Below are 13852 nucleotides of genomic sequence, written 5' to 3'. Positions count from 1 at the left end.
CAGCTACGGCCCCGTGTATCGAGCCATCGTGCCCGGGGCCAGGAGTCAGCCAGGAGTCCGTCATGCCCCTCCCCTCGCTCAAGGCGCAATTCGCCGCACTGTTGCAAACCCCTTCCATCAGTTGCACCCAGCCCGAGCACGATCAATCCAACCTGCCGGTAATCCATCTGCTGGCCGACTGGCTGGGCACGCTGGGTTTCGACTGCCGCATCCAGACTGTTGCCGAGACGCCGGCCAAGGCCAACCTGATCGCCAGTCTGGGCAGCGGCCCGGGCGGACTGGTGCTGGCCGGGCATACCGACACGGTACCCTGCAACCCGGAGCGCTGGCAGCATGATCCCTTCGCTTTGACCGAGGCCGACGATCGCTGGTACGGCCTGGGCAGTTGCGACATGAAAGGCTTCTTTCCGCTGATCATCGAGGCGCTGCAGCCCTTGCTCGGCCAGCCCTTGCGTCAGCCACTGATCATCCTGGCCACCGCCGATGAGGAAAGCGCCATGGGCGGCGCGCAGGCGCTGGTAGCCGACGATCTGCTCGGTGCCCGTCATGCGGTGATCGGCGAGCCAACCGGTCTGCAACCGATCCGGGTGCACAAGGGCATTCTGATGGAGCGCGTGGACATCCTCGGTCAGGCCGGTCATTCCTCCGATCCGAGCCTGGGACGCAATGCCATCGAGGCCATGCACCAGGTGATCGGCGAGCTGCTGAATCTGCGCAGCGCCTGGCAGCAGCAGTGGCGTGACCCGCTATTCAGCGTACCGACGCCGACCCTGAACCTGGGCTGCATTCATGGTGGCGACAATCCCAACCGCATCTGTGGCCGCTGCGCCCTGGAGTTCGATCTGCGCCCGCTGCCGGGCATGGACCCGGAGGCGCTGCGCAGCACCATTGCGCAACGCCTGGCCGAGGTGGCGGCGCAGCACCAGGTGCAGATCGACTACCAGCCGCTGTTTCCCGGCGTCCCACCAATGGACACACCGGCAACCGCCGCCATCGTCCAGGCCTGCGAGCAGCTCACCGGCCATAGCGCCGGCAGCGTGGCCTTCGCCACCGAAGGGCCGTATCTGAACCAGCTGGGCCTGCAGACCGTCATTCTCGGCCCCGGTGATATCGCCCAGGCGCACCAACCGGACGAATACCTGGCGCTGGACAGGATCGAGCCGACGGTGAGGATACTGCGGGAATTGATTGGGCGGTTTTGTTTGTAGACAGGTCTTCCCCCTCTCCCCCAGCCCCTCTCCCGCGAGGGGAGAGGGGGGCTAGATAGTGCAAACCGGCAACATGGGTAACAGATCAGACCGGCAATATGGGTACATGAGTCCAGCGTTGCAACACCATCAGAAAGCAGTCACAGCCTGACTCCCCTCTCCCCTCACGGGAGAGGGGGGGGCTAGATAGTGCAAACCGGCAACATAGGTAACAGATCAAACCGGCAATATGGGTACATGAGTCCAGCGTTGCAGCACCATCAGAAAGCAGGCACGGCCTGACTCCCCTCTCCCCTCGCGGGAGAGGGGCTGGGGGAGAGGGGGGGCGGACTCACCGAAACGGCGGCTCATCAAAGCTGCGCAACTTGCGTGAATGCAGGCTGCTCTGCCCTCGCAACAGCTCCAGCGCGGCAATACCGATATGCAGATGCTGGGTCACGGCGCGCTCGTAGAATGCCCCCGCCGCGCCGGGCAGCTTGATCTCGCTGTGCAGTGGCTTGTCCGAGACGCACAGCAGCGTGCCGTAGGGCACCCGCAGGCGGTAGCCCTGGGCGGCGATGGTGCCGCTCTCCATATCCACCGCCACCGCCCGGGCCAGGTTGATCAGCGGGCGCTCCTGGGCCCAGCGCAACTCCCAGTTGCGGTCATCGTAGGTGAGGATGGTGCCGGTGCGCAGACGCCGCTTGAGTGCGTCCCCCTTGTCCCCGGTGACCAGCGCCGCCGCATCCTGCAGGGCCTGCTGCACCTCGGCCAGTGCCGGCAGCGGGATATTCGGCGGCAGTACCCGGTCGAGAATGCCGTCGCGGCGCATGTAGGCATGTGCCAGTACGTAGTCGCCGATGGTCTGCGACTGGCGCAGGCCGCCGCAGTGACCGATCATCAGCCAGCAGTGCGGGCGCAGTACCGCCAGGTGGTCGGTGATGTTCTTGGCATTGGACGGGCCGACGCCGATGTTGACCAGGGTGATGCCGTCACCGTCCTCCGCCTGCAGGTGATAGGCCGGCATCTGGAAGCGATGCCAGACCACGGTTTCCAGCACCGCCTGCATCTCCCCTTCGGCCATGCCGCGCTGGATCACCACGTTGCCCGGCAGCACCATGCGGCAGAAGCGCGAATCGGTGGTCAGCATGTCCAGGCCGTGACGGACGAACTGGTCCACATAGCGGTGGTAGTTAGTCAGCAGAATCCACGGCTGTACATGGCGCCAGTCGCTGCCGGTGTAATGCACCAGCCGGCGCAGGGAAAAATCTACCCGCGCCGCATCGAACAGTGCCAGCGGCAAGGGGTCGACATTCTGCCAGTCCTGCAGCCCATCGGCGGTGTCGTCGCTGGCCGATGCCAGGTCGGTGCTGGGAAACACCCGCGCCAGCTCGGCGGCGGTGACGCCCGACCCGGCCAGCTCGTCGCCCTGCTCGACCACATAGGGATAGGGAATCGGCTGCTGACTGACGCCAACCTCGACCCGCACACTGAATTCGCTCATCAGCGGGTGTAGCTGTTCCAGCAGATAGCCGCGAAACGCCTCTGGCTGGGTGACGGTGATGCTGTAGGTGCCGGGCACCTGGACCTTGGCCCAGGCGCGGACACTGGACGGCACCGCCTCGGCCCCTGACCAGCTCAGCCGCAGTTCGGGGTAGCGGAACAGGCACAGCTGGCTGCTATCCGGACGGCTGCGGTCCTTGAGATAGGCTTTCAGCGAGCGGCCCAGCGCGTCCACGGCCTGCTGGTACAGCGCAGCCAGACGGTCCACGGCCGCTTCAGGGGTCGGCACAACCATGAAATTCTCAGAACCAGTGCTCACGGCATTCTCTCTTGTCTTGCGGTTGGTCTTTTCTATCTTGCCTGTGTTTCAGGCACATGGCACGGCCTGCGGGCGATAGCGCCCTTGAAGCCCGGAGCCGAATGTCTCTACACTGGCGCCTTCATTTTCACGGAACAGCCGCATGTCCGACTACGTCAAATGGTTCCGCCACTCCACACCCTACATCAACACCCATCGCGAACGTACCTTCGTGGTGTTGCTGCCGGGCGAGGCCCTCGCGCACCCGAACCTCAACAACATCATCAATGACATCATGCTGCTCAACAGCCTCGGCGTGCGACTGGTGCTGGTGCATGGCTCGCGACCGCAGATCGAGGAGCGGCTGGCTGCCCGTGGTCTGGAATCACGCTATCACCGCGACCTGCGCATCACCGACAGCGATACCCTGGGCTGCGTGATGGACGCGGTCGGCAGTTTGCGCATCGCCATCGAGGCACGCCTGTGTACCCTTGCCGGCCAGGGCAGTCGCCTGCGCGTGGTCAGCGGCAACTTCGTCACCGCCAAGCCGATCGGCGTGATCGACGGCGTGGATCTGCACCATACCGGCGAGGTGCGGCGCATCGATCGCAAGGCAATCGGCCGGCACCTGGACGATGCGTCCATCGTGCTGCTGTCGTCGATCGGCTACTCACCGACCGGCGAGGTGTTCAACCTGGCCTGCGAGGATGTCGCCATCAGCGCCGCCAGCGCGCTGGAGGCGGACAAACTGATTCTGTTCGGGCCCGACACCGGCATCTTCGATGCCGATGGACAGCTGCTGCGCGAACTCAAGCCGAGCCGCGCATTGCCGCTGCTGGCCGCCCTCGGTAACAGCCTGCCCGGCTCCCTGTTGGCCGCGGCGTGCAAGGCCTGCAACCAGGGCCTGCGGCGCAGCCATATCATCAGCTATGCCGAAGATGGTGCCATGCTCACCGAGCTGTTCACCCGCGACGGTGGCGGCACCCTGGTCACCCAGGAACCCTTCGAGAAGGTCCGCACCGCGACCATCGAGGATGTCGCCGGCCTGCTGGAACTGCTGCAGCCGCTGGAGGAAGCCGGGATCCTGGTGCGCCGCTCCCGTGAGGTGCTGGAGACCGAGATCGACCAGTTCACCCTGGTCGAACGCGACGGCATGATCATCGGCTGCGCCGCCCTGTACCCGCTGGACCAGCACAGCGCCGAACTGGCCTGCGTGGCGATCCATCCCGATTACCGCCACGGCGGGCGCGGCGACCAGTTGCTGGAGCACATCGAGACCCAGGCCCGGTCCCGGTCGCTGAATACGCTGTTCGTGCTCACCACCCGCACCGCACACTGGTTCCGCGAACGCGGCTTCGAGCCCAGCTCGGTGGAGCGCCTGCCACAGCAGCGCGCCTCGCTGTACAACTACCAGCGCAACTCCAAGGTATTCGAGAAAACCCTGTAGGCCCTCTCCCTGCAGCTCGGCGGGTCGGGCTGCAGGAGTGGCAGCAAATTGATATGCTAGGGCACGCCTCAGCATCGCATAACGAGATAGATATCCATGCCTGATTATCGTTCCAAGACATCCACCCATGGCCGCAACATGGCTGGCGCCCGCGCCCTGTGGCGCGCCACCGGCATGAAAGATGAAGACTTCAAGAAGCCGATCATCGCCATTGCCAACTCGTTCACCCAGTTCGTGCCCGGTCACGTGCACCTCAAGGACATGGGCCAGCTGGTCGCCCGCGAGATCGAGAAAGCCGGCGGCGTGGCCAAGGAATTCAACACCATCGCGGTGGATGACGGTATCGCCATGGGTCACGACGGCATGCTGTATTCGCTGCCCAGCCGCGAGATCATCGCCGACTCGGTGGAATACATGGTCAACGCCCATTGCGCTGATGCGATCGTGTGCATCTCCAACTGCGACAAGATCACCCCCGGCATGCTGATGGCCGCCCTGCGCCTGAATATCCCGGTGGTATTCGTCTCCGGCGGCCCGATGGAAGCCGGCAAGACCAAACTGGCTGCGCACGGCCTGGATCTGGTCGATGCCATGGTCGCCGCTGCCGATGATTCCTGTTCCGATGAAACCGTTGCCGAATACGAACGCAGCGCCTGCCCGACCTGTGGCAGTTGCTCGGGCATGTTCACCGCCAACTCGATGAACTGCCTGACCGAAGCCCTCGGCCTGTCCCTGCCCGGCAACGGCTCGATGCTGGCCACCCACAGCGATCGCGAGCAGCTGTTCCTGCGTGCCGGCCGCCTGGCGGTCGAGCTGTGCAAGCGCTACTACCAGGACAACGATGACTCGGTACTGCCGCGCAACGTCGCCAACATCAAGGCGTTCGAGAATGCCATGACCCTGGATATCGCCATGGGCGGCTCGACCAACACCATTCTGCACCTGCTGGCTGCCGCCCAGGAAGGCGAGGTCGATTTCGACCTACGCGCCATCGATGCGCTGTCACGCAAGGTGCCGCAGCTGTGCAAGGTAGCGCCGAACATCCAGAAATATCATATGGAAGACGTGCACCGCGCCGGTGGCGTGTTCTCGATCCTCGGCGAACTGGCCCGTGGCGGCCTGCTGCACACCGACGTGCCGACGGTCCACAGCAACACCATGGCCGAAGCCATCGCCCAGTGGGATATCACCCAGACCAGCGACCCGGCGGTGCATGAATTCTTCAAGGCCGGCCCGGCCGGTATCCCGACCCAGACCGCGTTCAGCCAGAGCACGCGTTGGCCGAGCCTGGACGATGACCGCGCCGATGGCTGCATCCGCTCGGTCGAGCATGCCTACTCCCAGGAAGGCGGTCTGGCGGTGCTGTACGGCAATATCGCGCTGGATGGCTGCGTGGTGAAAACCGCCGGGGTTGATGATTCGATCCTGGTATTCGAGGGCAGCGCAAGGATCTTCGAGAGCCAGGACAGTGCGGTGCGCGGCATCCTCGCCGATGAGGTGAAGGCCGGCGATATCGTCATCATCCGCTACGAAGGCCCCAAGGGTGGCCCGGGCATGCAGGAAATGCTCTATCCGACCAGCTATCTGAAGTCCAAGGGCCTGGGCAAGGAGTGCGCGCTGCTGACCGACGGGCGCTTCTCCGGTGGCACCTCCGGCCTGTCCATCGGCCATGCCTCGCCGGAAGCCGCGGCAGGCGGTGCCATCGGCCTGGTGCGCGAAGGCGACAAGGTCCTCATCGACATTCCCAACCGCACCATCAATCTGCTGGTGTCCGATGAGGAACTGGCACACCGCCGCATCGAGCAGGACCAGAAAGGCTGGAAACCGGCGGAAGTCCGGGCGCGCAAGGTATCCACCGCGCTCAAGGCCTATGCCCTGCTGGCCACCAGCGCCGACAAGGGCGCGGTGCGCAACAAGGCGATGCTGGAAGACTGATCCCAGCCTGACCAGGCGGAGTGGCTACGGCTACTCCGCTCTGGCTTCGCCCAGTTCCTTCAGCGCCTCGGCCAGCTTGCCTTCACGCTTGTCGATCTTGTCCTGATCACCACTGCGCCGTGCCTCGGCCAGATCCTCCCGACGCTCCTCCACTTCCGCCTCGCGTTCGGCGATACGCTCGCGGCGCTGGGCCGCCAGATCCTCTTCGCTGCAATTCTCGCGCATTTCCTTCAGCGCCTTGTTCAGCCCACGTACCTGGGCCTGATTGCCCGCCGCTTCGGCCCGTTGCAACCGTTCGAGAATGCGCTGCTCCTTGTCCGCACAGGTTGGCTGCTCATCGGACTGTGCGTGCGCGGGCGCAATCAGCAACAACGCCACCAGAAGAGACTTGCTCATGGGCCTACTCCGTCAATTGGGGATTACCAGCCACAAGCATAGTCAATCAACTGACGAGCCAAGGGTAAGACCACCACCAGTTGGCTTTGGCTGATCAATGACCTGAGGAATACCGGTGCCAATGGCGCCGATCAGCGACCGGCCGGCTTGATCCAGGTTTCGAAGGTATAGGCGGGGGCATCTTCACCGGCAGGGTGCGCTTCGGCCTCGGTGCGCTGCCAGCCGCCGAACTCGGGAAAGAATGCATCACCCGGCACCGCCAGGTCGATCCGGGTCAGGTAGATGCGGCTGGCCAACGGCAGCGCCTGGGCATACAGCTGACCACCGCCGATCAGCATGACTTCGTCAGCGCCCTGCTCCTGCGCCCACTGCTCGGCCCGCTCGATGGCCTCGGCCAGGTCGGTGAACACCTCGGCACCCTCCAGTTGCAGACCGGCCTGGCGGCTGACCACCAGGTTGAGTCGACCCGGCAATGGGCGGCCGAGGGAATCCCAGGTCTTGCGCCCCATGATGATCGGCTTGCCGAGGGTTCTGGCCTTGAAGTGCTTGAGATCCGCCGGCAGGTGCCAGGGCATGCGGTTGTCCAGCCCGATCACACGGTCATGGGCACAGGCGGCGATCAGGGAAAGGGGTAGTCTGGTTTTCATCGGCGCAGAATAACCCTCTGCGCCGGGCTCGGCAACACTCAGCCGGTCGCTTCCAGATAGTCGTGCAGCTCGACGAACTGCCGGGTCAGCTTGTGCCGGGGTTCAAGGTGGATCAGCGGTCGGCAGGCCTGATGCGACTCGCGCATCTTCACCGAACTGGCCAGGTAGATCGGCAGCAATGGCAAGCCTTCGGCCAGCAGCTCGTTGATCATCTGCTGCGGCAATGCGGCCCGCGGCTGGAACTGGTTGACGATGATACCTTCGACCTGCAAGCGCTCATTATGATCGTCGCGGATCTCTTCGATCTCCTCGAGCAGCCCATACAGGGCCCGGCGGGAGAAGCTGTCGCAATCGAAGGGAATCAGGCAGCGGTCGGCAGCGATCAGTGCCGATACGCTATAGAAATTCAGCGCCGGTGGGGTATCCAGGTAGATCCGTTCATAGGCGCCATCGAGCTTGTCCAGCAACCGGTTCAGCTTGTTGATCTTGTGCTTGGCCTCCAGCTTGGGCTGCAAGTCGGCCAGCTCGGGCGATGCGGTAATCAGGTGCAGGTTGTCGTAGCCGGTCTCGATGATCTGCGGCCGCGCCTTTTTCGCGGCGATGCCGGAGCTGAGTATCAGATGGAAGAACTCGGCGATGCCGGTGGGGATATCCGCCCCGCTCAGTCCGGTGAGATAGTGACTGGAGTTGGCCTGTGCATCGAGGTCGATAAGCAGGGTGCGGTAGCCCTGGGCGGCACTGACCGCTGCCAGATTGCAGGCAATGCTGGATTTACCCACGCCACCCTTCTGATTGAATATCACCCTGCGCATTGCCAGCCCTCATCGCTGCGGATAAGCGAATCGAGCTTACAGCAATATTATTGCAATATGATGACGGCGGAGCATGGAGCATGCCCCGCCCAGGCCATCACACCGCGACCGGCGCCTTGATATGCGGATGGGACTGGTAGTCTTCCAGGGTGAAGTCCTCGAAGGAAAAGGCGAACAGGTCCTTCACCTCGGGATTCAGCCGCATGCGCGGCAGCGGATAGGGTTCGCGGCTGAGTTGCAGGTCCGTCTGCTCGATATGGTTGGCATACAGGTGACAGTCCCCACCGGTCCAGATGAACTCGCCGGGCTGCAGATCGCAGACCTGTGCCACCATCAATGTCAGCAGCGCGTAGCTGGCGATATTGAATGGCACGCCGAGGAAGATGTCCGCCGAACGCTGGTACAGCTGACAGCTCAGCTTGCCATCAGCGACGTAGAACTGGAACAGCGCGTGGCATGGCGGCAACGCCATCTCGTCGACCAGGGCCGGATTCCATGCCGAGACGATCAATCGCCGCGAGTCCGGATTGGTCTTGATCATCTGGATCAGCTTGCTGATCTGGTCGATCGACTCGCCATCGGGCGTCGGCCAGCTGCGCCATTGGTAGCCATACACCGGCCCCAGATCGCCATTTTCGTCAGCCCACTCATCCCAGATGGATACACCGTTCTCCTTCAGATAGCGGATGTTGGTATCACCCTGCAGGAACCACAGCAGCTCGTGCACGATGGACCTCAAGTGACACTTCTTGGTGGTCACCAGCGGGAAGCCTTCGGCCAGATCGAAACGCATCTGATGGCCGAACACGCTCCAGGTGCCGGTGCCGGTGCGATCGCTCTTGAAGGTGCCGGACTCGCGCACCCGGCGCATCAGCTCAAGATACTGTTTCATGCCTTACATCCCCCTTGCGGTAGCCCCACCACATGAATGCGGCACCGAGTCCGATCATGGGTATACACAGCAACTGGCCCATGGTCAGCCAGCCGAACGCCAGATAGCCGATATGCGCGTCCGGCTCGCGGACGAATTCGACGATGAAACGGAAAATGCCGTAGCAGACAGCGAACAATCCGCACACGGTCATGGTCGGACGCGGCTTGCGCGAATAGAACCAGAGAATGCAGAACAGCGCTACCCCTTCCAGGGCGAACTGATACAACTGCGACGGGTGGCGTGCCAGCTGCGCTGGATCGGTGGGAAACACCATGGCCCAGGGCACGTCGGTAGCCTTGCCCCAGAGCTCGGCATTGATGAAGTTGCCGATACGCCCCGCGCCCAGCCCGATGGGCACCAGCGGTGCGATGAAGTCCATCAGACGGAAGAAGCCGGTGTTGTGCTTGCGGGAAAACCACCATACCGCCAGCAGCACACCCACCAGCCCGCCATGGAAGGACATGCCGCCCTTCCATATCTGCAGCACCAGCGACGGGTCGTTCAGATAGGCGCTCAGGTCGTAGAACAGCACATAGCCCAGGCGCCCACCGGCAATCACCCCCAATGCCACCCAGAACACCAGGTCGGACAGGGTGTCCCGGGTCCAGCTCGGTTCGAAGGCGTGCAGCCGCCGGCTGGCCAGCCACCAGGCGCCACCGATGCCGATCAGGTACATCAGGCCGTACCAATGGATCTGCAGCGGCCCCAGGGACAGGGCAACAGGGTCAATCTGCGGATAAGTCAGCATGGCAGTTCCCTACAGGAGAAAGTTGATGCCCACCGAGACCAGCAACAGCGCAAACAGTCGCTTGAGCAGGCGTTGGGACAGACGATGGGCCAGCCGGGCACCGTACCCGGCAAAGAATACACTGGTGGCAGCGATGCCGATCATTGCCGGCAGATAGACGTAGCCAAGGCTCCAGTCCGGCAGGCCCCCGGCCGCCCAGCCGGTAGCCATGAAACTGAGCGCACCGGCCAGCGCAATCGGCATGCCACAGGCGGCCGAGGTCGCCACTGCCTGCTGCATGGGTACGCTGCGCCAGACCAGGAACGGCACCGTCAGCGAGCCGCCGCCGATGCCGAAGATGGTCGAAGCCCAGCCGATGACGCCGCCGGCGACGGTCAGCGCCGGCTTGCCCGGCTCGCCGAGGGCGGCCTTGGGCTTGAGTTCGAACATCATCTGGATCGCCACGCAGATGGCGAATACGCCAATGATCTTCTGCAGTATCGGGCCACTGAGCGTAGCTGCGGTCAGGCCACCAAGCAGGCAGCCGAAGATAATGCCCAGCGCCAGCCAGACAAACAGGTGCCAGCGTACCGCACCCAGCCGGTGGTGCGCGCGTACCGAATTGACCGAGGTGAAGGCAATGGTCGCCAGCGAGGTGCCCACCGCCATGTGGGTCAATACCTCGGGAGCGAAACCCTGCAGGGCGAAGCTGTAGACCAGCACCGGAACGATGATCATGCCGCCGCCCACGCCGAACAACCCGGCCAGCACGCCGGCACAGGCCCCCAATACCAGATAGATGATGAATTCCATACGCTCCCCATGTTGCGCCAGTGCGCAAGCTGGCTAGTGTAGCGAAAACTCGTCGGCACCGCTGCCCCGGATCGCGCCGGGCATGCCCCGGCGGAAGTCGGTACACTGGAACAAATTATCAGGAGACTGCTATGTGTCTGATCGCTTTTGCCTGGCAGGTGTCGGGCCGGCCACTGGTGCTGCTCGGCAACCGTGATGAGTTTCACCCGCGTCCGACGCGGGCAGCGACTTTATGGAACGAGGAAGGCCATCCCGAGCTGCTGGCCGGCAAGGATCTGGAGGCCGGCGGCACCTGGTTGGGCGTCACCCGCAGCGGTCGCTTCGCCGCGCTGACCAATATCCGCTCGCCCCAGGCCCGCCGCGGGCCGCGCTCGCGTGGCAAGCTGGTACTGGATTACCTGACCGGCGACATGTCACCCGGCGATTACATGGCCAGCCTGAGCGGCGATCTGACCGACTATGCCGGCTTCAATCTGCTGGCCGGCAATGTCACTGAGCTGTGGCACCTGAATAGCCAGGAGGGCCATGCCCAGGCGCTGAAGCCGGGCATCTATGGCCTGTCCAACGCCTCGCTGAACAGTCCCTGGCCGAAACTGCAGGCGCTGTGTCAAGGTCTGGAGCAACGACTGGGTGCCGACAACGAGACGCTGTTGGAGCTGCTCAAGGACAGCCGCGAGTATCCCGATGAGCAGTTGCCTGACAGCGGCGTGGGGCTGGAGTGGGAACGGCGCCTGTCAGCGACCTTCATTCTCGGCGAGGACTACGGCACCCGCGCCTGCAGTCTGCTGAGCATCGACGCCGATGGCAGCATCACCTTCGTGGAACAGAGCTTCGGCCCGCTGGGGTCGGACCAGGGTGACTCGGACTGGCATTTCTGAGGCGCTTTCAGCGTAGCGGCTTGAGTACCTTACCCAGCCCCAGGTTGCGCAGGGTGAGGTCCAGGATGCTTTGCACCATGTAGGCATTGTCCTGCTTCAATACCTCCTGCAACAGGTCCTGGGCATCACTCAGACGAATCTGGCGTAGCAGCCATTTGACCCGCGGCAGGTTGGAAGCGCTCATCGACAGCACATCGCAGCCGATCCCCAGCAGCAGCACCGCAGCAGCCGGATCACCCGCCATCTCGCCGCACACACTCAGCGGCTTGCCCGCCTCGCGGCAGGCACGGGCGACCAGCAGCAGCGCCTGCAGCACCGCCGGATGCAGGGAGTGGTACAGGTCCGCCACCCGCGGGTTGTTGCGGTCCACCGCCAGCAGATACTGGGTCAGGTCGTTGGTGCCAACGGACAGGAAGTCCACCAGTTGCGCCAGCTCACGCGCCTGGTAGACCGCCGCGGGTACCTCGATCATCACCCCGACCGGTGGCATCGGCACCTGGAAGCCCTCGTCCAGCACTTCGCCATGGGCGCGATGGATCAGATGCAGGGCTTCCTCGACCTCATACACGCTGCTGATCATCGGCAGCATGATGCGCAGGTTTTCCAACCCCTCGCTGGCCTTGAGCATGGCGCGGATCTGCACCAGGAAGATCTCCGGATGATCCAGCGTGACCCGGATGCCGCGCCAGCCGAGGAACGGGTTATCCTCCTTGATCGGGAAGTAGCTCAGCTCCTTGTCACCGCCGATATCCAGCGTGCGCATGGTTACCGGCTGCGGGTGGAAGGCCTGCAACTGCTCGCGATAGATGGTCTGCTGTTCCTTCTCGCTGGGGAAGCGATCCTGGATCATGAACGGTACTTCGGTACGGTACAGCCCCACCCCTTCGGCGCCCCGGTCCAGCGAGCGGGCAATATCGGCGAACAGGCCGGTATTCACCCACAGCGGTATGCGGTGTCCATCCAGGGTCACACACGGCAGGCTGCGCAGTTTCTCCAGCCCGTGGGACAGCTCCAGCTCCTCGCGGATCAGTTCGCGATAATGCCGACGCAGTTCCTGGGAGGGGTTGGAATAGACTTCCCCGGCGTTGCCATCGACGATCAGGTCCAGGCCGTCCATGCGCAGATACGGCAGATCCAGCGCACCCATCACCGTGGGAATGCCCATGGCCCGCGCCAGAATCGCCACGTGGGAGCTGCCCGAGCCCATCACCGAGACCAGACCGACCAGGCGGTCCTTGGGCACCTCGCCGAGCATCGACGGGGTCAGCTCCTCAGCCACCAGAATGGTCTTCTTCGGGAACACCACGCGCTGGCGACCAGCTTCCTGCAGGCAGGCCAGCAACCGACGTCCGAGGTCCTTGATGTCGGCGGCACGCTCCTGCAGATAGGGATCGTCCATCAGCTCGAAGCGCGCCACATGGGCGCTGATCACATCGCGCAGCGCGCCCTGGGCCCACTGTCCTTCACGGATGCCCTTGATGATCTCGTTACCCAGCGACGAGTCGTCCAGCATCATCAGGTACACGTCGAACAGCGCCAGCTCTTCGGGGCGCAACTGCGCCGCCAGCTTGTCGGACAACCGCTTGATGTCGGCACGCACCGCCTCGACCGCCCGCCGATACAGGGCGATCTCGGCATCGATGTCCTTCACTTCCTTGTCCGGCACGGCCTTGAGATCGGCCGGCGGCAGCATGATCACCGCCCGCCCTATCGCCACCCCCGGCGCGCCGGGTACCGCATCGAAGCGGGTATCCTGGATCACCTCACCAGTCCAGCCCAGCCCCCGGATGGCACCGGTGGCCTCGGCATGGGCGATGACCCCGGACAACTGGGCGCTCATGGTCACCAGGAAGGACTCTTCCACTTCGTCGAACTGGCGGCGCTCCTTCTGCTGGATCACCAGCACGCCCATCACCCGCCGGTGGTGAATGATGGGCACCCCAAGAAAGGAGGCATAACGCTCTTCGCCGGTTTCGGCGAAATAGCGGAACCGCGGATGCGAGGCGGCGTCTTCCAGGTTGACCGGCTCCTCACGCACCCCGACATAGCCGACCAGACCTTCGTTGCTGGCCAGGCTGACCACCCCGATGGCGCTCTTGTTCAAGCCCTCGGTGGCCATCAGTTCGTAGCGCTCGGTATCCGGATTCAGCAGATAGACGGAGCAGACGTGAGTTTCCATCGCCTCACGCACCCGGCGGACGATGATGTTCAGCGCCGAGGTCAGGTCCTTCGCCGAGTTGACTTCCTGAACGATACGCCGAAGCGTACTGAGCAT

At 63.8% G+C, this 13852-nt stretch carries 12 protein-coding genes; 4 read left to right on the top strand and 8 right to left on the bottom strand.

Going from position 1 to position 13852, the window contains the following annotated elements; translation table 11 throughout:
* Positions 1-62: 62 nt before the first annotated feature.
* Positions 63-1208 carry an acetylornithine deacetylase gene (gene argE / locus CQ007_RS00435; RefSeq protein ID WP_105642949.1) on the top strand — a complete coding sequence of 382 codons (1146 nt, stop codon included), beginning with the start codon at positions 63-65 and terminating at the stop codon, positions 1206-1208.
* A gap of 331 nt (positions 1209-1539) precedes the next feature.
* Here the strand turns inward: argE and amn are convergent, their stop codons facing one another.
* On the bottom strand, positions 1540-2985 hold the full coding sequence (amn, locus tag CQ007_RS00430) for an AMP nucleosidase (RefSeq protein ID WP_177424239.1): 1446 nt from the start codon (positions 2983-2985) through the stop codon (positions 1540-1542).
* A gap of 166 nt (positions 2986-3151) precedes the next feature.
* Here amn and argA point away from each other — a divergent pair, with 166 nt between their 5' ends.
* On the top strand, positions 3152-4435 hold the full coding sequence (gene argA / locus CQ007_RS00425) for an amino-acid N-acetyltransferase (RefSeq protein WP_105642947.1): 1284 nt from the start codon (positions 3152-3154) through the stop codon (positions 4433-4435).
* Positions 4436-4531: 96 nt separating this feature from the next.
* On the top strand, positions 4532-6370 hold the full coding sequence (gene ilvD, locus CQ007_RS00420) for a dihydroxy-acid dehydratase (RefSeq protein ID WP_105642946.1): 1839 nt from the start codon (positions 4532-4534) through the stop codon (positions 6368-6370).
* A gap of 30 nt (positions 6371-6400) precedes the next feature.
* Here ilvD and CQ007_RS00415 read toward each other — a convergent pair whose 3' ends face one another.
* The 6 genes from CQ007_RS00415 to CQ007_RS00390 all read right to left on the bottom strand — a co-directional run bounded on the left by CQ007_RS00415 (position 6401) and on the right by CQ007_RS00390 (position 10699).
* A complete protein-coding gene (locus tag CQ007_RS00415) occupies positions 6401-6766 on the bottom strand; it encodes a DUF1090 domain-containing protein (protein WP_105642945.1) in 366 nt (121 codons plus the stop codon).
* A 131-nt stretch (positions 6767-6897) separates the two neighbouring features.
* Positions 6898-7413 (bottom strand): dihydrofolate reductase, encoded by a 516-nt coding sequence (locus tag CQ007_RS00410; protein WP_105642944.1) that lies wholly within the window; start codon positions 7411-7413, stop codon positions 6898-6900.
* A 38-nt stretch (positions 7414-7451) separates the two neighbouring features.
* Entirely contained in the window at positions 7452-8225 is a 774-nt protein-coding gene (locus CQ007_RS00405) for a ParA family protein (RefSeq protein ID WP_105642943.1), read from the bottom strand.
* A gap of 97 nt (positions 8226-8322) precedes the next feature.
* A complete protein-coding gene (locus CQ007_RS00400) occupies positions 8323-9117 on the bottom strand; it encodes a thymidylate synthase (protein ID WP_105642942.1) in 795 nt (264 codons plus the stop codon).
* A complete protein-coding gene (lgt, locus tag CQ007_RS00395; RefSeq protein WP_105642941.1) occupies positions 9101-9907 on the bottom strand; it encodes a prolipoprotein diacylglyceryl transferase in 807 nt (268 codons plus the stop codon). Before lgt ends, CQ007_RS00400 begins: the two co-directional genes overlap by 17 nt.
* 9 nt (positions 9908-9916) lie before the next feature.
* Positions 9917-10699, bottom strand: coding sequence for a sulfite exporter TauE/SafE family protein (locus CQ007_RS00390; protein WP_105642940.1), 783 nt, complete (start codon positions 10697-10699; stop codon positions 9917-9919).
* A gap of 131 nt (positions 10700-10830) precedes the next feature.
* On the opposite strand from CQ007_RS00390, the gene CQ007_RS00385 reads away from it, so the two are divergent.
* On the top strand, positions 10831-11577 hold the full coding sequence (locus CQ007_RS00385) for an NRDE family protein (RefSeq protein WP_105642939.1): 747 nt from the start codon (positions 10831-10833) through the stop codon (positions 11575-11577).
* A 7-nt stretch (positions 11578-11584) separates the two neighbouring features.
* On the opposite strand, the gene ptsP is transcribed toward CQ007_RS00385, so the two are convergent.
* A complete protein-coding gene (gene ptsP, locus CQ007_RS00380) occupies positions 11585-13852 on the bottom strand; it encodes a phosphoenolpyruvate--protein phosphotransferase (RefSeq protein ID WP_105643335.1) in 2268 nt (755 codons plus the stop codon).

Source organism: Pseudomonas sp. MYb185, assembly GCF_002979975.1.
Lineage (GTDB): Bacteria > Pseudomonadota > Gammaproteobacteria > Pseudomonadales > Pseudomonadaceae > Halopseudomonas.
The sequence above is the reverse complement of the archived record's forward strand: the minus strand, read 5'-3'. Positions and strand labels throughout refer to the sequence as shown.